Genomic DNA, 18,190 nt, shown 5'->3' on the forward strand with positions numbered 1-18,190 from the left:
CTGGGGAGAAGTGCCCCTCGGCTGTGCATGGAGTGTGCAGAACTTTCCGTTCTCCACAGAAGCGCCCGGTTGTCCACCGCCTCCGCCCACAGGACCAGTGGACAAAATTCCCGCTCTGAGCTGGGAAAACGAGGTTATCCACCGTTTCCACAGCCCCTACTACTACTAGCAACTAGAGAGAGCTGGGAAACCGTTTCGAAGTGGGTCCTGTGCACAACTCGCTGTCTCGCTCCCGACTGCCCCTCGTCACGACTTGACCCCGAGAGGCACCTACTGTCAGTGGGGTGCGTCAGACTGTTCCCCGGTGTCCTTCCCTCCACAGGGGCTGACAACACCGAGACAGACGACGAAGCCAGGCAGGCCGAGAAGCGCCGGCAACAGCAGGAGGCGGCAACAGTGAAGATCCGGGTGGAACGCGACGTACTCGCGGAGGCAGTTGCCTGGGCGGCACGCAGCCTCCCGGCCCGTCCGCCGGCGCCTGTCCTCGCCGGCCTTCTGCTGAAGGCCGAGGACGGCCAGCTGAGCCTGTCCAGCTTCGACTACGAGGTCTCCGCACGCGTGTCGGTGGAGACCGAGGTCGAGGAAGAGGGCACGGTCCTGGTCTCCGGCCGCCTGCTCGCGGACATCTGCCGCGCGCTGCCCAACCGCCCGGTGGAGATTTCCACAGACGGTGTACGGGCGACGGTGGTCTGCGGCTCCTCCCGATTCACACTCCACACCCTGCCTGTGGAGGAGTACCCGGCGCTGCCGCAGATGCCGAACGCGACGGGCACGGTCCCCGGCGAGGTCTTCGCGGCCGCCGCCGCCCAGGTGGCCATCGCCGCCGGGCGCGACGACACGCTGCCCGTGCTCACCGGTGTGCGCATCGAGATCGAGGGCGACACGGTCACGCTGGCCTCCACCGACCGCTACCGCTTCGCGGTCCGCGAGTTCCTGTGGAAGCCGGAGAACCCGGAGGCGTCCGCGGTCGCCCTGGTGCCCGCCAAGACGCTCCTGGACACCGCCAAGGCCCTCACGAGCGGCGACAGCGTGATCCTGGCGCTGTCCGGCTCCGGCGCGGGCGAGGGCCTCATCGGCTTCGAGGGCGCGGGCCGGCGCACGACGACCCGCCTCCTGGAGGGCGACCTCCCGAAGTACCGCTCGCTGTTCCCGACGGAGTTCAACTCCATCGCCGTGATCGAGACCGCCCCCTTCGTGGAGGCCGTCAAGCGCGTGGCCCTGGTCGCCGAGCGCAACACCCCGGTGCGGCTCAGCTTCGAGCAGGGCGTGCTGATCCTGGAGGCCGGCTCCAGCGACGACGCACAGGCTGTGGAAAGGGTCGACGCCCAGCTGGAGGGCGACGACGTGTCGATCGCCTTCAACCCGACGTTCCTGCTGGACGGCCTGAGCGCCATCGACTCCCCGGTCGCCCAGCTGTCGTTCACGACGTCCACGAAGCCCGCGTTGCTCAGCGGCAAGCCGGCGCTGGACGCGGAGGCGGACGAGGCCTACAAGTACCTGATCATGCCGGTGCGGCTGAGCGGCTGAGCGCGCCCTTCGGGAACCCGCAGGTCGGGGCGTACGTTTGAGCGCGTATGCCCACAGGTGTGCGTGAGCGTCCGGGTTTAGGCTCGGACGCGGGTGCGAACAAGCGCCTCACACGACACTCGGCAACCTAAGGAACAACTGATGGAGCTCGGTCTCGTCGGCCTCGGCAAGATGGGCGGCAACATGCGCGAGCGGATCCGCCGCGCAGGCCACACCGTCGTCGGATTCGACCGCAACCCGGACCTCGCGGATGTCCACAGCCTGGAAGAGCTTGTGGGCAAACTCCAAGGTCCGCGCGTGGTCTGGGTGATGGTCCCGGCCGGTGCCCCCACCCAGTCGACCGTCGACGAACTGGCCGAGCTCCTGTCGCCGGGCGATGTCGTCGTGGACGGCGGCAACTCCCGCTGGACGGACGACGAGAAGCACGCGGAGGAACTGGCCGCCAAGGGCATCGGTTTCGTCGACTGCGGCGTCTCAGGGGGCGTCTGGGGCCTGGAGAACGGCTACGCGCTGATGTACGGCGGCGACGCGGAGAACGTCGCCAAGGTGCAGCCGGTCTTCGACGCCCTCAAGCCGGAAGGCGAGTTCGGCTCCGTGCACGCCGGCAAGGTCGGCGCCGGGCACTTCGCCAAGATGGTCCACAACGGCATCGAGTACGCCATGATGCAGGCCTACGCCGAGGGCTGGGAGCTGCTGGAGAAGGTCGACTCCGTCACGGACGTGCGCGAGGTCTTCCGCTCCTGGCAGGAGGGCACGGTGATCCGGTCCTGGCTGCTGGACCTCGCGGTGAACGCGCTCGACGGCGACGAGCACCTCGACAAGCTCAAGGGCTACGCACAGGACTCCGGCGAGGGCCGCTGGACCGTGGAGGCCGCCATCGACAACGCGGTGCCGTTGCCGACGATCACCGCGTCGCTGTTCGCGCGGTTCGCCTCCCGCCAGGACGACTCGCCCCAGATGAAGATGATCGCCGCGCTGCGCAACCAGTTCGGCGGCCACGCGGTCGAGACGAAGTAATCCACAGGGCTGCCCGGCAGTCCACAACCCGGGGGAGGTCGGCGAACGACCATGCACGTCACGCATCTGTCGCTGGCCGACTTCCGCTCGTACGCCGGGGTCGAGGTCCCGCTCGACCCCGGCGTCACCGCCTTCGTGGGCCCCAACGGGCAGGGCAAGACCAACCTCGTCGAGGCCGTCGGCTACCTCGCCACCCTCGGCAGTCACCGCGTCTCCTCCGACGCCCCCCTGGTGCGCATGGGCGCCGAACGCGCCGTCATCCGGGCGCAGGTCAAGCAGGGCGAGCGGCAGCAGCTGATCGAGCTGGAGCTGAACCCCGGACGCGCCAACCGCGCCCGTATCAACAGGTCTTCGCAGGTCAGGCCGCGTGACGTGCTCGGCATCGTGCGCACCGTGCTGTTCGCGCCGGAGGACCTCGCCCTGGTCAAGGGCGACCCCGGCGAGCGCCGCCGCTTCCTCGACGAGCTGATCACCGCCCGCTCCCCGCGCATGGCCGGCGTCCGCTCCGACTACGAGCGGGTGCTCAAGCAGCGCAACACGCTCCTCAAGAGCGCGGCCCTGGCACGGCGGCACGGCGGCCGCTCCATGGACCTGTCGACGCTGGATGTCTGGGATCAGCATCTCGCGCGCGTGGGCGCCGAGTTGCTCGCTCAGCGGCTTGACCTGATCGCGGCCGTCCAGCCGCTGACCGACAAGGCGTACGAGCAACTGGCGCCCGGAGGAGGCCCGATCGCGCTGGAGTACAAGCCGTCCGCGCCCGGTGAGGCACACACGCGTGAGGCTCTCTACGAGCAGCTCATGGGGGCGCTCGCTCAGGCGCGCAAGCAGGAGATCGAGCGGGGCATCACTCTCGTAGGACCCCATCGGGACGATCTGGTGCTCAAGCTCGGGCAGTTGCCGGCCAAGGGGTACGCCTCGCACGGGGAGTCCTGGTCCTATGCGCTGGCGCTGCGGCTCGCGTCGTACGACCTGTTGCGGGCCGAGGGCAATGAGCCGGTGCTGGTGCTCGACGACGTGTTCGCCGAGCTGGACACCCGGCGGCGCGAGCGGCTGGCGGAGCTGGTCGCGCCCGGGGAGCAGGTGCTGGTGACGGCCGCGGTCGACGACGACGTACCGCACGTACTGGCGGGGACGCGGTTCTCCGTGGCGGATGGGGCGGTGGAGCGCGTATGACGGACGAAGAGCCGGTCGTCCCCGAGAAGGCCGCAGAGCCCTCCGGCGTCGACCTCGCGCGCGTGGCGCTCAGGGCAGCCAAGGAACAGGCACGCGCGCGTGGGGACGCGGCGCGGCAGCAGAAGCAGGCGCGGCGCGGGGGCCTGCGCTCCGGCGCGCGCGCCGACGGACGCGACCCCATGGCGTTCGGTGCGGCGATCAACCGGCTGATCACCGAGCGCGGCTGGGAGGCACCGGCCGCAGTGGGCGGGGTGATGGGCCGCTGGCCGCAGATCGTCGGCGAGGACGTGGCCAAGCACTGCGAGCCGGATCGGTACGACGAGGACGAGCAGGTGCTCGTCGTGCGCTGCGACTCGACGGCCTGGGCGACGAATCTGCGCCTGCTGGCGCCCACGCTGGTGGCCCGGCTGAACGAGGATCTCGGGCACGGCACGGTGAAGGTGATCAAGGTGCTCGGCCCGAGCGGACCCGCCCGCAACTACGGTCCGCTGCGCGCTCCGGGCAGCAAGGGACCCGGCGACACCTATGGGTGACTGACATCACATATGTGGGTGCGTGACGGCCGAGCCGCGCAACGGCACGCGGTTGCGAATCGCGATCTGACTCCCAAGTAGCCAAGGGTTGACAGCCGGAAGCGCTGAGTGCCGCTGTGAGCCTCTTGGAGCCCCGCTCCGTATATGGGGACCCGGAAGACGCCGGTTGAGGGCGGCACATGAGGACTCAGGTACCGGCAAACCCCCATCACTGTCGGTGCTACCGGTAGACTGGGAGCTAATCCCGCCCCACTGATGGGGACCGCCCGGGAAAAGCTGAGCAACGCTGATCAAGGCTTACCAACGCAACATGCCGCAGCCGCTCCGGCAACCCGCCGACGAGCCTGGCTGGTGCTGTGCCAGAAAGGGCGCTTCGTGGCCGATTCCGGCAACCCCAACGAGAACATCCCGTCCATCGACGCCGGCGTGAACGGCGCGGTGACCTCGTCGAACGGTGAGGTCACCGCCTCGTACGACGCCAGCGCCATCACCGTCCTCGAGGGTCTGGACGCGGTCCGCAAGCGACCCGGTATGTACATCGGTTCGACCGGTGAGCGAGGTCTGCACCACCTCGTGCAGGAAGTCGTCGACAACTCCGTCGACGAGGCGCTGGCCGGTCACGCGGACACGATCGACGTCACGATCCTTCACGACGGCGGCGTGCGCGTCATCGACAACGGCCGAGGCATCCCGGTGGGCATCGTCCCGTCCGAGGGCAAGCCCGCCGTCGAGGTCGTGCTGACGGTGCTGCACGCGGGCGGCAAGTTCGGTGGCGGCGGCTACGCGGTCTCCGGTGGTCTGCACGGCGTGGGCGTCTCCGTGGTGAACGCGCTGTCCAGCAAGGTCGCCGTCGAGATCAGGACCGACGGATACCGCTGGACGCAGGACTACAAGCTGGGCGTGCCGACGGCCCCGCTCGTGCAGCACGAGGCCACGGACGAGACCGGTACGTCGGTCACCTTCTGGGCCGACCCGGACGTCTTCGAGACCACCGAGTACTCCTTCGAGACGCTCTCGCGGCGCTTCCAGGAGATGGCGTTCCTCAACAAGGGTTTGACGATCAAACTCACTGACGAGCGCGAGGTGGCGAAGGCCACGGTCGGTGCCGACGAGGCGGGTGCGGACGAGAAGGACGAGGTCAAGTCCGTCACGTACCACTACGAGGGCGGCATCGTCGACTACGTGAAGTACCTCAACTCCCGCAAGGGAGAGGTGGTGCATCCGACGATCATCGACCTGGAGGCCGAGGACAGGGACAAGAGCCTGTCCCTCGAGGTCGCGATGCAGTGGAACAGTGGTTACAGCGAGGGTGTGTACTCCTTCGCCAACATCATCCACACGCACGAGGGCGGTACGCACGAAGAGGGCTTCCGGGCCGCGCTGACGTCGCTGATCAACAAGTACGCGCGCGACAAGAAGCTGCTGCGGGAGAAGGACGACAACCTCACGGGCGACGACATCCGCGAGGGTCTGACCGCGATCATCTCGGTGAAGCTGGCCGAGCCGCAGTTCGAGGGCCAGACCAAGACCAAGCTCGGCAACACCGAGGCGAAGACCTTCGTACAGAAGGCGGTCTACGAGCACCTCAACGACTGGCTGGACCGCAACCCGAACGAGGCCGCGGACATCATCCGCAAGGGCATCCAGGCCGCCACCGCGCGCGTGGCCGCCCGCAAGGCCCGCGACCTCACCCGTCGCAAGGGTCTGCTGGAGACCGCGTCCCTGCCGGGCAAGCTGTCCGACTGCCAGTCGAACGACCCCACCAAGTGCGAGATCTTCATCGTCGAGGGTGACTCCGCCGGCGGTTCGGCCAAGTCCGGCCGCAATCCGCAGTACCAGGCGATCCTCCCGATCCGAGGCAAGATCCTCAACGTCGAGAAGGCCAGGATCGACAAGATCCTGCAGAACCAGGAGATCCAGGCGCTGATCTCCGCCTTCGGCACCGGAGTCCACGAGGACTTCGACATCGAGCGGCTGCGCTATCACAAGATCATCCTGATGGCGGACGCCGACGTCGACGGTCAGCACATCAGCACGCTGCTGCTGACCTTCCTGTTCCGCTTCATGCGGCCGCTGGTCGAGGCCGGGCACGTGTTCCTTTCGCGTCCCCCGCTGTACAAGATCAAGTGGGGCCGTGACGACTTCGAGTACGCGTACTCGGACCGTGAGCGCGACGCGCTGATCGAGCTGGGCCGGCAGAGCGGCAAGCGGATCAAGGAAGACTCGATCCAGCGCTTCAAGGGCCTCGGCGAGATGAACGCCGAGGAGCTGCGCATCACCACGATGGACCAGGAGCACCGCGTCCTCGGCCAGGTCACCCTGGACGACGCCGCGCAGGCCGACGACCTGTTCTCGGTCCTCATGGGCGAGGACGTCGAGGCGCGCCGCCAGTTCATCCAGCGCAACGCCAAGGACGTCCGCTTCCTCGACATCTGAGTCGGTCTCAGCTGACCGCACCAGGAAGGATCCCCACCAGCAATGACCGACGAGAACACTTCCGGTACGCCTGAAGAGGGCGTCATCGCCCAGCGCGTCGAGCCCGTCGGGCTCGAGACGGAGATGCAGCGCTCGTACCTCGACTACGCGATGTCCGTCATCGTGTCGCGAGCACTGCCCGACGTCCGTGACGGCCTCAAGCCCGTGCACCGCCGTGTCCTGTACGCCATGTACGACGGCGGTTACCGGCCCGAGAAGGGCTTCTACAAGTGCGCCCGCGTCGTCGGCGACGTCATGGGCAACTACCACCCGCACGGCGACTCCTCGATCTACGACGCGCTGGTCCGCCTCGCGCAGCCGTGGTCGATGCGGATGCCGCTGGTGGACTCCAACGGCAACTTCGGCTCCCCGGGCAACGACCCGGCGGCCGCCATGCGCTACACCGAGTGCAAGATGGCGCCGCTGTCGATGGAGATGGTCCGTGACATCGACGAGGAGACCGTCGACTTCACGGACAACTACGACGGCCGCTCCCAGGAGCCGACCGTCCTGCCGGCCCGCTTCCCGAACCTGCTGATCAACGGCTCGGCGGGCATCGCGGTCGGCATGGCCACCAACATCCCGCCGCACAACCTCCGTGAGGTCGCGGCGGGCGCCCAGTGGTGCCTGGAGAACCCGGAGGCCTCGCAGGAGGAGCTCCTGGACGCGCTGATCGAGCGCATCAAGGGCCCCGACTTCCCGACCGGCGCGCTGGTCGTCGGCCGCAAGGGCATCGAAGAGGCGTACCGCACCGGTCGCGGCTCGATCACCATGCGCGCGGTCGTCGAGGTCGAGGAGATCCAGAACCGCCAGTGCCTGGTGGTCACCGAACTCCCCTACCAGACCAACCCCGACAACCTCGCGCAGAAGATCGCCGACCTGGTGAAGGACGGCAAGGTCGGCGGCATCGCCGACGTCCGCGACGAGACGTCGTCCCGTACCGGCCAGCGCCTGGTCATCGTCCTCAAGAGGGACGCGGTCGCCAAGGTCGTACTGAACAACCTCTACAAGCACACGGATCTGCAGTCCAACTTCAGCGCCAACATGCTGGCCCTGGTCGACGGCGTACCGCGGACCCTCTCCCTGGACGCGTTCATCCGGCACTGGGTGGCGCACCAGATCGAGGTCATCGTCCGCCGGACGAAGTTCCGGCTGCGCAAGGCCGAGGAGCGGGCGCACATCCTGCGTGGCCTCCTGAAGGCCCTGGACGCCATCGACGAGGTCATCGCGCTCATCCGGCGCAGCGACACCGTGGAGATCGCGCGTACGGGCCTGATGGGCCTCCTGGAGATCGACGAGATCCAGGCGAACGCCATCCTGGAGATGCAGCTGCGCCGGCTGGCCGCCCTGGAGCGCCAGAAGATCATCCAGGAGCACGACGAACTCCAGGCGAAGATCGCCGAGTACAACGAGATCCTGGCCTCGCCGGTCCGCCAGCGCGGGATCGTCAGCGAGGAACTCGCCGCGATCGTCGAGAAGTTCGGCGACGACCGCAAGACGATGCTGGTGCCCTTCGACGGTGACATGTCCATCGAGGACCTGATCGCCGAAGAGGACATCGTCGTCACCATCTCGCGCGGCGGCTACGTCAAGCGCACCAAGACGGACGACTACCGCTCCCAGAAGCGCGGTGGCAAGGGCGTGCGCGGCGCGAAGCTGAAGGAAGACGACATCGTCGACCACTTCTTCGTGTCGACGACCCACCACTGGCTGCTGTTCTTCACCAACAAGGGCCGGGTGTACCGCGCGAAGGCGTACGAGCTGCCGGACGCCGGCCGTGACGCGCGCGGGCAGCATGTCGCGAACCTGCTGGCCTTCCAGCCGGACGAGTCGATCGCCGAGATCCTCGCGATCCGCGACTACGAGGCAGCGCCGTACCTGGTGCTGGCCACGAAGGGCGGTCTGGTCAAGAAGACGCCTCTGAAGGATTACGATTCGCCCCGTTCCGGCGGTGTGATCGCGATCAACCTGCGGGAGCGCGAGGACGGTTCCGACGACGAACTGATCGGAGCCGAGCTCGTTTCGTCCGACAGTGATCTGCTTCTGATCAGCAAGAAGGCACAGTCGATCAGGTTCACTGCTTCGGACGAGACTCTGCGCCCCATGGGGCGCGCTACCTCGGGTGTCAAGGGCATGAGTTTCCGCTCCGGCGATGAACTTCTGTCGATGAATGTTGTTCGACCCGGTACGTTCGTGTTCACTGCCACAGACGGTGGGTACGCGAAGCGGACCGCTGTCGACGAGTACCGCGTCCAGGGTCGCGGCGGCCTCGGCATCAAGGCCGCCAAGATCGTCGAGGACCGTGGCTCTCTCGTCGGTGCGCTGGTGGTCGAGGAACTCGACGAGATCCTCGCCATCACGCTGTCGGGCGGTGTGATTCGTACGCGAGTCAACGAGGTCAGGGAGACGGGCCGTGACACCATGGGCGTCCAACTGATCAACCTGGGCAAGCGCGATGCCGTCGTCGGTATCGCTCGTAACGCCGAGGCGGGGCGCGAGGCGGAGGAAGTCGACGGCGAGGACGCCGTGGACGATACCGCCGAGGACGCCACGACCACCGGCACGGAAGAGGGCGAGTCGCCCTCCTCCGAGTAGCACGAGGAGAGAGACATCGTGAGCGGAGCCACGGGCGCCGGGTCGGCCGGTACCCCCAGGGGTACTGAAACTGACGGCGGCGGCCGTGGCTCCGCCGCGCAGGTGACGGACTCGCATACGACCCAGCTCAAAGCGATCAAGCCACCCGCCAACGAGCCGCGTACGCCCGACACTCATGGATCCCAGGGGGGAACTGTGACGGACACCCGAGGGCCGCAGACCCAGCAGCACGCGGCTGGGACGGGTCCGGCAGCCCCGGGCGCCCAGCCGCACTCGCAGGCCGCGGCACCGCCCGCACCGCCGCAGCAGCCGGCCTCCCCGCTCCCCGGTGAGCGGCAGCAGCCCCAGCAGCCCACCGGGCCGTACCACCCGCCGCAGGCCTACCAGAACCCGGCGGCTCCGGCCGCGCCCCAGGCCCCCGCGCCTGCCGGCGCGGTACGCCGGCCGCGCACCGGGGCTCGCACCACTCCGCGGATCCGCAAGGCACGCCTGCGCGTGGCGAAGGCCGATCCGTGGTCGGTGATGAAGGTGAGCTTCCTGCTCTCCATCGCCCTGGGCATCTGCACGATCGTCGCGTCCGCCGTGCTGTGGATGGTGATGGACGCGATGGGTGTCTTCTCGACGGTCGGCGGCACGATCTCCGAGGCGACCGGCTCGAACGAGTCGAACGGCTTCGACCTGCAGTCGTTCCTGTCCCTCCCGCACGTCCTGACGTTCGCGTCGGTCATCGCGGTCATCGACGTCGTCCTCGCGACGGCTCTGGCGACCCTCGGTGCGTTCATCTACAACCTCTCCGCGGGCTTCGTCGGCGGCATCGAGCTGACGCTCGCCGAGGACGAGTGACTTGGCCGTCCGCGGGGAGCCCGGCACGGGTTCAAACCTCCGCGGACGGTCCCGCGACTATCGATTTTGGGACTGCCCACGTCGTGCGCTAATCTTCAGGGGTCAGCGCGCGGGACACACACCGCAGAGCGCGGCGGGGCTATAGCTCAGTTGGTTAGAGCGCATCCCTGATAAGGATGAGGCCACAGGTTCAAATCCTGTTAGCCCCACCAGTCAAAAGACCCCCAACCAATCATGGTTGGGGGTCTTTGCGTGTCTGTCCGATCGGCCGGGCCGTGACGGTATCCCGCGCGCGGTCAGGCCAGTTTCGTGATGAGGGCCGCCACTCGTCCGGGCATGGACAGGAACGGCGAGTGGGAGGCGTGGAGCGCCACGACGGAGGTCGCGAAGAATGGGGCGTAGTCCTCCGTTCGTCACGTGAAGGTAATTGCGTATATGCCTGGTCCATCAGTGAGACCCCCGACCGATTCACGGTCAGGGGTCTGCAGAGGGTCATCAAGTGGGCGATTGGGTACGCAAGTTCGCCAGTTCGCCGTTGTGTCAGGGGAGGGCCGGGCGCGTCAGAGCTGGAGGGGAGCGGTGTCCTGGAGGGAGTCGGAGGTCGCCTCTGCAGGCGTCGCGTCCGTGTCCGTCCCCGTCTCCGCGTCGGCGTCCGCAGGTGCGCGGTGGCGGCAGCTGGGGGACTTGCCGTGGGCCTCGGCGCGGATGCGCTGCTTCATCGTGGGGGGCAGTGACCTGGCGAAGGCCCAGGGCTCGTGGGCCGTGGCCGACGTCATCGTGCAGGCGCTGCTGTTGCTGTTGCTGGTCGTCCCGGTCTGGGGTACGGCCGCGGCGGCGGTCGTCGTGATGAGTCCGAGCGTCGTGCACAGCGCCAGGAAGGCGGTGACGATGGCGGTCCACAGCTTCGTGACCTGGTTCTGGGTCATGGCCCCTCACTTTCGGGTTGGGCGATTTGCGTACTTTCCTCATGATGTGTATGGAGGCGGCGAAGTGGTGGACCGACGCCCGCGGCGCGTCGATCTTCTGATGAACACCACCCGGATGGGTGCAAGCAGCCTGAAAAGGCGTCGGGAGGACCCAAAGTGACCGGCTGTGGAGGTGTGATCACCCTCCGATCGGAGCGGTGTACTCCGGTTCTATTGGGGTGCGTGGGAGGGGAGTTGAGGGGGCCCACGCAGGTCACCGATCGATATCGGGCGGTGTGTATAGTCGGGCGCCAGAGGTCCCCTACGTCAAAGAAAGACGAGGTCGCGCGGTGAAGAAGCTTCTCCTGGTCGCACTGGCCGCCATCGGCGGGCTCCTCGTGTACCGCCAGATCCAGGCGGATCGCGCCGAGCAGGACCTGTGGACGGAGGCAACCGACTCCGTGCCCACGGGTTCCTGAGCACCGACAACCGATACTGAAAACCCCGGCCGCCCCGCGGTCGGGGTTTTGCGTTGCCCGAGGGCGTCGGAGGCATCGGGACGGGGGCTGGAGAGGGCGTCACATCGGGGCCGGAGCAGGGCGTTTCGGACGCTCGTACGGAATGCGCGGATGACACGCGGCCGTGCGGGGCAAGATGGGCCACGGCCTTGCGGGTCCGGGTGACGACGTGACGACTAGGGGTGACGCGGGATGGGGCGGCGTACGGCGAGCTGGCGTGCCGGAGTGCGGCGCGGTCGTCCGTCGGCACGCGCGCGCGTGGCGGTCGCCGCGGCGGTGCTGTGCACGGCCGCTGGGCTCACGTCCTGGCCGACGGGGACCGCGACGGCGGCCGGCGCACCGGGCCCGGACGCCTCCTCTCCCTCGACCACGACGTCGACCGTTACGTCCCCCTCGGCCACCACCTCCGCCTCGGGCAGCGCCTCCCCTTTGGACTACGCCTTCGCGCCGGGTGCCCTGCCCGTCGACGGCGCGTCGGGCACCGCGGACGCGCCCCTCGTCGCGCCGGGCAAGACGTACCGCAGCTCCCTCCCCGAGAGCGCGAAGGTCTACTACCGCCTCGACCTCGACGACTCCTCGAACGCGTACGTCTCCGTCACGGCCGTCCCGCGCACCGGCGGCGAACTCTCCGTCACCTCCGGCATCAAGGTGTGGATGCAGAACGCGGACGGCCGCTCCTGCTCCTTCGAGACCGCGAGCTTCGGCGCGTCCCGCAGCCCGCACCCCATCACCACCTGGGGCGCCCGGACGACCGCCCCCCGCGACGCGGTGTGCGAGGACGCCGGCGCGTACTACGTCGTCGTCGAACGTTCCGGTACGACGGCCACCTCCCCCGGCGCCTGGGACCTGGAGCTCGCCCCCACGACCGAACCGCGCCTGAAGGCCGTCGGCGCTACGAGCGCGCCCAAGGTGTGGGACTCCGCCTCGCCCAGCGTCCCCACGGGCCAGGCCGAGGAGCGCCCAGGAGGCGCCGGATTCGCCCGGGCCGCCGCCGTGGGACAGGGCGTGTGGCGCACCGACATCGCGCCCGGGCAGACGCTCTTCTACGAAGTGCCGGTCGGCTGGGGCCAACAGCTCTCCGCCGCCGCCGAACTGGGCAGCTCCGGCGGCCCCACAGGGCTCGCGCCCGGCGCGCTGGACCTCGCTCTCTACAACCCCGTGCGCGCGGACGTCGAGGACGCGAGCGTCAGCTACGACGGCCGCCAGAAGACCGCCTCCCTCGACGCGGTGCCGCCGGTCGACTACGTCAATCGCTATGCGTTCTCCGACCGGGTCAACGGGATGCGCTTCGCCGGCACGTACTACCTGGTGGTGCATCTCGCCGAGCGCGTCGCCGACGACTTCGGCGACGGGCGGTTCGGGCTGAGCCTGCGGGTCGGGGTGAAGGGGGAGGCGCGGGGCGGGCCCGGGTACGCGGGCCAGTCCGTGCCGCGGAACATGTTCGAGATCGCGGGGCAGGGCCGGGACGAGCCTGCGGGCAGCTGGGCCGGGGGAGGTGGCGGGGCAGGGGGAGGCGGCGACACCGCGATGACGGCTCTCGCCGTGGCCGGTATCGGCGGCGGCACGGCGGTACTGGTGGGGCTGGGCGCGTGGACCGTCGTGGCTCGGCGCAGGGCCGGGGCCTTGTGACGCCCCAGCGATGGTGAGTGGAGCGGCGGTTCAGATCTGGGTCAGGGCCCAGAAGCCGACCGCGTAGCAGGTCAGCGCCAGCAGCAGGAGCGGGATCGCGACCTTGGCGGGTGGGCCGGCACGGCGTGCGGCGCGGGTGGCTCGGTGGCTCCGGCGCGAAGTTTTCTCCGCGGGAGGTGGAACCTGCGGGACTTGGGCGGTGTACGAAGCAGTAGAGGGTTCAGCACGCGGGACGGGTGGCTGGACGAGTGGCTGGGGGGAGGAGAGCACGTGCGTGGGGTCGTGGGGGGAGATGTGGGCGGGCTGGTTCGGCTGGTGTGGCTGGTGATGGGCGCTTTGGCGGGGGTGCGCCTGTGGACTCGGTGGAGTCGGTGGAGTGGGGGCGGAGGCCGAGGCCGGGGTGCCAGGGGAGGAGCCGGTGGCCTGTGGGGGCGGCAAGTGGAAGCTGCCCGTGTCCGACATGCTGGACGGTTGGGAGGAGGACGGGGTGGATGGGGTGGACGTGGAGGGGGACGAAGTACCGGACGGCGAGGAGCTGTTGGACGGCGATTGGGTGCCGGCGCCCTGGCGAGGGTCCAGCGGTCGGGATGCCATCCCGCTCCGGTCAGTCGTGGAATCGCCGGGCCGATACGGCGCCTGACGGTTTCCTCCGCCTACGGAGCCGGCGGCGCCGCCGGTGCCCGTGCGGGCGTCTCGGTCGGAGTGGGCGCGGTTCGTGAGGGCCCCCCGCTCCGAGGCCACCCCCGGACCTGTCCCCGAGCTTGTCCCCATACCGGTCCCCATACCGGTCCCCGTCAACGAACCCGTGTCCACCCCCGCCGCGGCCTTGAGCGGTCCCTCCGGGACGAACCCCGGTGGGAGAGGGCCGAGTTGATCGAAGATCTCGATCAGCTCGTCGTCGGGGCCGGGCTCCGGGAGGAGTTCGCGGGCGGCGGCGAGTGCCTTGCGCGCCCCCGTGGCCGTGCGGAAGCGCGCGACCGGGTCGGGCTGCAGCAGGGTGGCCACGACCTGCCAGAGCGGTTCGGGGACGCTCTTGGGGGCGCTCGGTGTGCCGTACTCCGCGAAGTACTGGACGAGGGCCTTGGCGTCCGGCTTCGCGCCCTCCAGCAGATACAGCGCGACCAGACCGACGGCGAACAGGTCGGCGGGGAAGTCCGGTTCGGAACCCATCATCTGCTCGGGCGCGAGATAACCGGGCGTTCCCACCACGAGGTTGGTCTCCGTCAGACGCGGTTCGCCCAGCCGCATGGCGATGCCGAAGTCGGACAGCCGCAGGCGCGGTCGGGCGGTGCCGGTGGCTTCGAGGAGCACGTTGGCGGGCTTGATGTCACGGTGCACGACGCCTTCGGCGTGCACGGCGGCCAGACCTGACAGCAGCTGGTCGATCAGCGTGCACACGAAGGCGGGTGGCAGGGGGCCGTAGTCCCCCACCAGGTGGACCAGCGAGCCGCCAGCCACCAGGTCCATGGTGAACAGGACCTGGTCGTCGTCGGCGGCCCAGCTGGCCGGCGCGAGCACATGGGGGTGATCGATACGCAGGGCCTGCTCGCGGACGAAGCGCAACAGGGCGTGTGCGTCGCGCTGTTGGAGGACCTTGGCGGCCACATAGCGGCGGCGGCGGTGGTCCCAGGCACGCCAGACGGCGCCGACCCCACCGCGTCCGATCGGGTCGACCAGTTCGTACCGTCCGGCGAAGACCTCACCCATGGCTGTGCGTCGCTCCTCCCCCTACGGCTTCCCCCTTGTTTCCCCCTCACCTCCCCTTCAATGAGCGATACGACTCCCTCTCGCGCGGTTTCTCGGTCGTGCGATGGTCAACAGTGGTCGGCGAAGGTCAGCGATGGTCGATGTCGGCCGGTGATGGCCTGTGATGGCCGGTGATGAGTGATACGACCCTCTCGTGCCCCCGCGCTCCTGCGCCCCCGTGCACCGCGCCCCGCGTGGTCCTTGTCTCCATGCACCGAGCCTCGGTGTTTCGAGCCTCCCCCGAGGCCCGAGCTCCCGTATTCCGAAACCCCCGTGACCCGAGCCCCCGTGACCCGAGCCCCCGTGACCCGAACCCCCGTGACCCGAACCCTGTGAGTCGAACCCCCGTGACCCGGACCCCCGTGACCCGAGCCCCCGTCTCGTGTCCTCCTCGGCCGGTGGCCGTCGGCCCGGCTGCCGAACCCCCTTCGGCGACCGGGCTCCCGGGTCAGCTCTGGTGGGACTGGTAGTGCGCGACCGCGTCCGAGGTGCGGCCGGCGCCGTAGACCCGGAGGAACTCTGCCAGTTCCGGGTGGGTCGGGGCGAGGGTGTCGGCGGCATCGATGATGTCGCCGGCGGCGGCCACCGAGCGGAGCAGCGACTGGATCTCGCGGACCACCCGCTTGACCGTCGGTGCGCCCGAACTGCTCGTCGTGGCCGTGGTGTTGCTGAGCACCGAGCCCCCCTGGGACTTCTTGATCTCCTCCATGCGTTCGGTGGCCTCGGCGGCGCTGACGCTGCCGTCCGCGACCTGCCCCGCCAGGTCCTGCAGCAGCTGAACCCGCTGCACGACGGCCGGGTTGCCGATCTTCGCCCGCTGACCGCTCATCAGCTGTGACAGCATCGGCGCGGACAGGCCCAGCACCCCCGCGAGCCTGGCCTGGTTGAGGCCGAGATCTTCTATGAGCTTACGGAAGAGCGCCCCCAGCGGCTCCCCGTACCAGTTCCGCTGCAGTTCCCGCGCTCTTGCGGTCGCTTCCTGCTGTGCGGCGTCCATTGCGTCTCCCCATCGCTTCCCCAAGTACGGTGGTTCGCTGTCGCGAACCACGCCGAGCATCTTACGGAGAGTGGTCGCCAGCGGGGACCCCCAATCTTTTTGCGAGATACGGGGGGTGACCCGGTACTCTGGTCTGCGGCGCCGACCGGTGTGGGTTTCCTCCGGCGGGCGCTACCTTTCCGGGGCCTTAGCTCAGTTGGTAGAGCGCTGTCTTTGCATGGCAGATGTCAGGGGTTCGACTCCCCTAGGCTCCACAGCGAGAACCCCGTCCTACCTGCGGAAACGCGGTCGGGCGGGGTTTTCTCGTACGCTCTCGTGCGTTCTCGTATGTTCTCGAGCGCCGTGAAACTCAGGCGGTACCTGCGTGGACCCCGGCGTCCTCGTCCTCGTTGGACTCCTTGGCCTCGGCGACCTCCGTCGCGCCCTCCGGGCGGAGCCGGGCGATGGTGGCCGGGTGGGCGATGGACGGCAGGATGTGGCGCCACATCCCGGCGACCCGGACCCGCAGGTCGGCCCGCCTGCTGACGGCCTCGGAGACCAACTGGACGCCGGTGAAGGCGGCCACGACGAACTCGGCGGTCTCCCGGGGGTCGATCTGCGCCAGCACCTCGCCCTGCTCCTGCCCCTCGGCCAGCAGCCGGGTGGTGAGGTCGAACCATTCGCCCCACGGGTGTGTGCCGCCGACGTACACGCCCTCGACGGACAGTCGCGTACCGGCCCGGGCGAGGGCGTCGTGGCACAGCACGTGGGCGAAGCGGTGGGTGTTGTCGATGACCGACTGCAGGGGCGAGAGCTGCGGCTCCACGTTCACCAGCGAGGTCTGCTCGTCCATGACCGCCTGGGCGAGCGACTCCTTGGACGGGAAGTGGAAGTACATCGCGCCCTTGGTGACGTGGGCCCGGCGCAGGATCTCCGACGTGGCCGCCCGCTCGTAGCCGAACTCGGCGAACACGCTCGCCGCGGCCTCCACGATCGAGCGCCGGGTCTGCACAGCGCGGGCCTGCTTGGCCATGTCGTCCCCTTCGAGGCGTGCGTTCCGTCGTTCCGTGCCGGCGGCGCCTCGTCGAATCGCCGACTCACAGGGTGTGGCGAGCACTCTACCCAACCCCGCGGTCTGTTTCGTCAGGTCGCGAGCGGTGACCGTGCCCGGGATGGGGCGTTCCGTGGGGCCCTTTTCCCGTGTATACGTCATCCATGGACGGGGAGGACGCCCGGGTTCGGCGCATAAAGAAACCGCTCAGCCCGTTTTTTATCCGGCCTGTTCCGAGGGCGACGAAGGGCCCCCGGCAACCGCGCCGGGGGCCCCAGGTCAGGGTCGATCGAACGTCTACCGGCCCTCGTCACGCTGGGCGGCCTCTTCCGCGGCCTCCTTGACCCGTACCTCGGGGTCGAGGTCCGCCTCGCCGACGCTGCCGTCCACCGACGTCAGCCGCCCCTTCTCGGGGACCTCGGTCGCCGCGGGCGGCTCGACCAGCCAGTCCGGGTTGGCCTGCTTGTCCCACCACTTCCAGGCGGCGAAGGCGCCACCCGCAAGCACGCCGACCACCAGCAGGGTCTTCGCGGCCCGACCGGCCCGCGCCCGACGCTGGTGCTTGCGGGCCAGCTTGCGGATCTCCTTCGGCGAGACCTGTCCGCGCAGCGCGGCCAGTGCGGCCGCCCCTCGCGCGGTGGCCTCCTCGCGGACGGGCCCGGCGGCGGCGACCGCCTGCTCGATCCGCGGGCGCGAGTAGTCGGCGGCCTGGCGAGCGGCCTGCCGGGTACGGACGGCGGCTTCGTGGGCGGCCTGGTCGACCTTGGGCGGCACATGCGTGCGCGCCTGTTCGAGGCGCGGCGCGAGGTGGGCGTCGTATTGGACGCGGGCCTGGTCGGCGGCGAGCGAGACCTTGGGCGCGAGCCGGACGCGGGCCTCCTGGGCGTAGTGGGCGGCCTTGTCCTTGGCCGTGTCGGCGTAGGGCGCCACCACTTCCGCGGCGTGCAGCACGCTGTCCTTCGCCGAACCGGTCGCGGCACGCACGCTGTCGATGCGGGTCACTGGTTCCTCCTCCTCGGTGGCGTATGTAATTCGACTTTCCACCCTTTTACGGATCATGCCTGCCAGCACACCCCGGGGCATGTTGGCCAAGTCCAATAGAGGATGAATGCGGTGCAACGGGAGCTTGTCGTCGACAATGCCACGGATCGACGGCGAGTGCCCCCGCCCTGGAGGCACTCGGCCGATTTCCGCGAACAGGG

Annotated in this window: 13 protein-coding genes, 2 tRNA genes and 1 pseudogene; 11 read left to right on the forward strand and 5 right to left on the reverse strand. The window is 69.1% G+C overall.

The annotated features are described in order from the left end of the window. The first annotated feature begins 396 nt into the window (after positions 1 to 396). The 8 genes from dnaN (at position 397) to ACIQI8_RS29685 (ending at position 10,375) form a co-directional block, all read left to right on the forward strand. Positions 397 to 1,527, forward strand: coding sequence for a DNA polymerase III subunit beta (gene dnaN / locus ACIQI8_RS29650; RefSeq protein ID WP_123998963.1), 1,131 nt, complete (start codon positions 397 to 399; stop codon positions 1,525 to 1,527). 141 nt (positions 1,528 to 1,668) lie between these two features. Next, positions 1,669 to 2,544: a phosphogluconate dehydrogenase (NAD(+)-dependent, decarboxylating) gene (gene gnd / locus ACIQI8_RS29655; protein ID WP_402356722.1), complete on the forward strand. Its 876-nt coding sequence runs from the start codon at positions 1,669 to 1,671 to the stop codon at positions 2,542 to 2,544. A 51-nt stretch (positions 2,545 to 2,595) separates the two neighbouring features. Then, the gene (gene recF, locus ACIQI8_RS29660) at positions 2,596 to 3,717 is read left to right on the forward strand and encodes a DNA replication/repair protein RecF (protein WP_402356725.1); all 1,122 of its coding nucleotides are present in this window, start codon (positions 2,596 to 2,598) and stop codon (positions 3,715 to 3,717) included. Further along, entirely contained in the window at positions 3,714 to 4,250 is a 537-nt protein-coding gene (locus tag ACIQI8_RS29665) for a DUF721 domain-containing protein (RefSeq protein ID WP_402356728.1), read from the forward strand. The genes recF and ACIQI8_RS29665 overlap by 4 nt, the downstream gene beginning before the upstream one ends. A 375-nt stretch (positions 4,251 to 4,625) precedes the next feature. Further along, positions 4,626 to 6,686, forward strand: a complete 2,061-nt coding sequence (gene gyrB, locus ACIQI8_RS29670; RefSeq protein ID WP_402356731.1) for a DNA topoisomerase (ATP-hydrolyzing) subunit B — start codon at positions 4,626 to 4,628, stop codon at positions 6,684 to 6,686. Between the two features lie 42 nt (positions 6,687 to 6,728). Then, positions 6,729 to 9,320: a DNA gyrase subunit A gene (gene gyrA, locus ACIQI8_RS29675; protein ID WP_402356734.1), complete on the forward strand. Its 2,592-nt coding sequence runs from the start codon at positions 6,729 to 6,731 to the stop codon at positions 9,318 to 9,320. 18 nt (positions 9,321 to 9,338) lie between these two features. Further along, on the forward strand, positions 9,339 to 10,163 hold the full coding sequence (locus ACIQI8_RS29680; protein WP_402356737.1) for a DUF3566 domain-containing protein: 825 nt from the start codon (positions 9,339 to 9,341) through the stop codon (positions 10,161 to 10,163). A gap of 135 nt (positions 10,164 to 10,298) precedes the next feature. Continuing rightward, positions 10,299 to 10,375: transfer RNA gene (locus tag ACIQI8_RS29685), tRNA-Ile, on the forward strand. Positions 10,376 to 10,723: 348 nt separating this feature from the next. On the opposite strand, the gene ACIQI8_RS29690 is transcribed toward ACIQI8_RS29685, so the two are convergent. After that, positions 10,724 to 11,089, reverse strand: coding sequence for a DUF6344 domain-containing protein (locus tag ACIQI8_RS29690; protein ID WP_402356740.1), 366 nt, complete (start codon positions 11,087 to 11,089; stop codon positions 10,724 to 10,726). A gap of 329 nt (positions 11,090 to 11,418) precedes the next feature. Between ACIQI8_RS29690 and ACIQI8_RS29695 the strand changes: the two genes are divergently transcribed. Further along, positions 11,419 to 11,547, forward strand: coding sequence for a DLW-39 family protein (locus tag ACIQI8_RS29695; RefSeq protein ID WP_003999697.1), 129 nt, complete (start codon positions 11,419 to 11,421; stop codon positions 11,545 to 11,547). A gap of 231 nt (positions 11,548 to 11,778) precedes the next feature. Next, complete coding sequence (locus ACIQI8_RS29700) at positions 11,779 to 13,215, forward strand: hypothetical protein (RefSeq protein WP_402356743.1); 1,437 nt, start codon at positions 11,779 to 11,781, stop codon at positions 13,213 to 13,215. Between the two features lie 30 nt (positions 13,216 to 13,245). On the opposite strand, the gene ACIQI8_RS29705 is transcribed toward ACIQI8_RS29700, so the two are convergent. Together ACIQI8_RS29705 and ACIQI8_RS29710 are read right to left on the reverse strand one after the other, a co-directional pair. Then, entirely contained in the window at positions 13,246 to 14,922 is a 1,677-nt protein-coding gene (locus ACIQI8_RS29705; RefSeq protein ID WP_402356746.1) for a serine/threonine-protein kinase, read from the reverse strand. A 487-nt stretch (positions 14,923 to 15,409) separates the two neighbouring features. Then, positions 15,410 to 15,958: a DNA-binding protein gene (locus tag ACIQI8_RS29710; protein WP_123998951.1), complete on the reverse strand. Its 549-nt coding sequence runs from the start codon at positions 15,956 to 15,958 to the stop codon at positions 15,410 to 15,412. 181 nt (positions 15,959 to 16,139) lie between these two features. On the opposite strand from ACIQI8_RS29710, the gene ACIQI8_RS29715 reads away from it, so the two are divergent. Beyond that, positions 16,140 to 16,212 (forward strand) — tRNA-Ala (locus ACIQI8_RS29715). A gap of 122 nt (positions 16,213 to 16,334) precedes the next feature. Here the strand turns inward: ACIQI8_RS29715 and ACIQI8_RS29720 are convergent. Together ACIQI8_RS29720 and ACIQI8_RS29725 are read right to left on the reverse strand one after the other, a co-directional pair. Next, a pseudogene (locus ACIQI8_RS29720) lies at positions 16,335 to 16,970 on the reverse strand (ScbR family autoregulator-binding transcription factor); the annotation flags it as partial. 315 nt (positions 16,971 to 17,285) lie between these two features. Beyond that, a complete protein-coding gene (locus tag ACIQI8_RS29725; protein WP_402356749.1) occupies positions 17,286 to 17,990 on the reverse strand; it encodes a DUF5324 family protein in 705 nt (234 codons plus the stop codon). Between the last annotated feature and the right edge of the window lie 200 nt (positions 17,991 to 18,190).

It is taken from the genome of Streptomyces sp. NPDC092369, from assembly GCF_044755245.1.
In the GTDB taxonomy this organism is placed as follows: domain Bacteria; phylum Actinomycetota; class Actinomycetes; order Streptomycetales; family Streptomycetaceae; genus Streptomyces.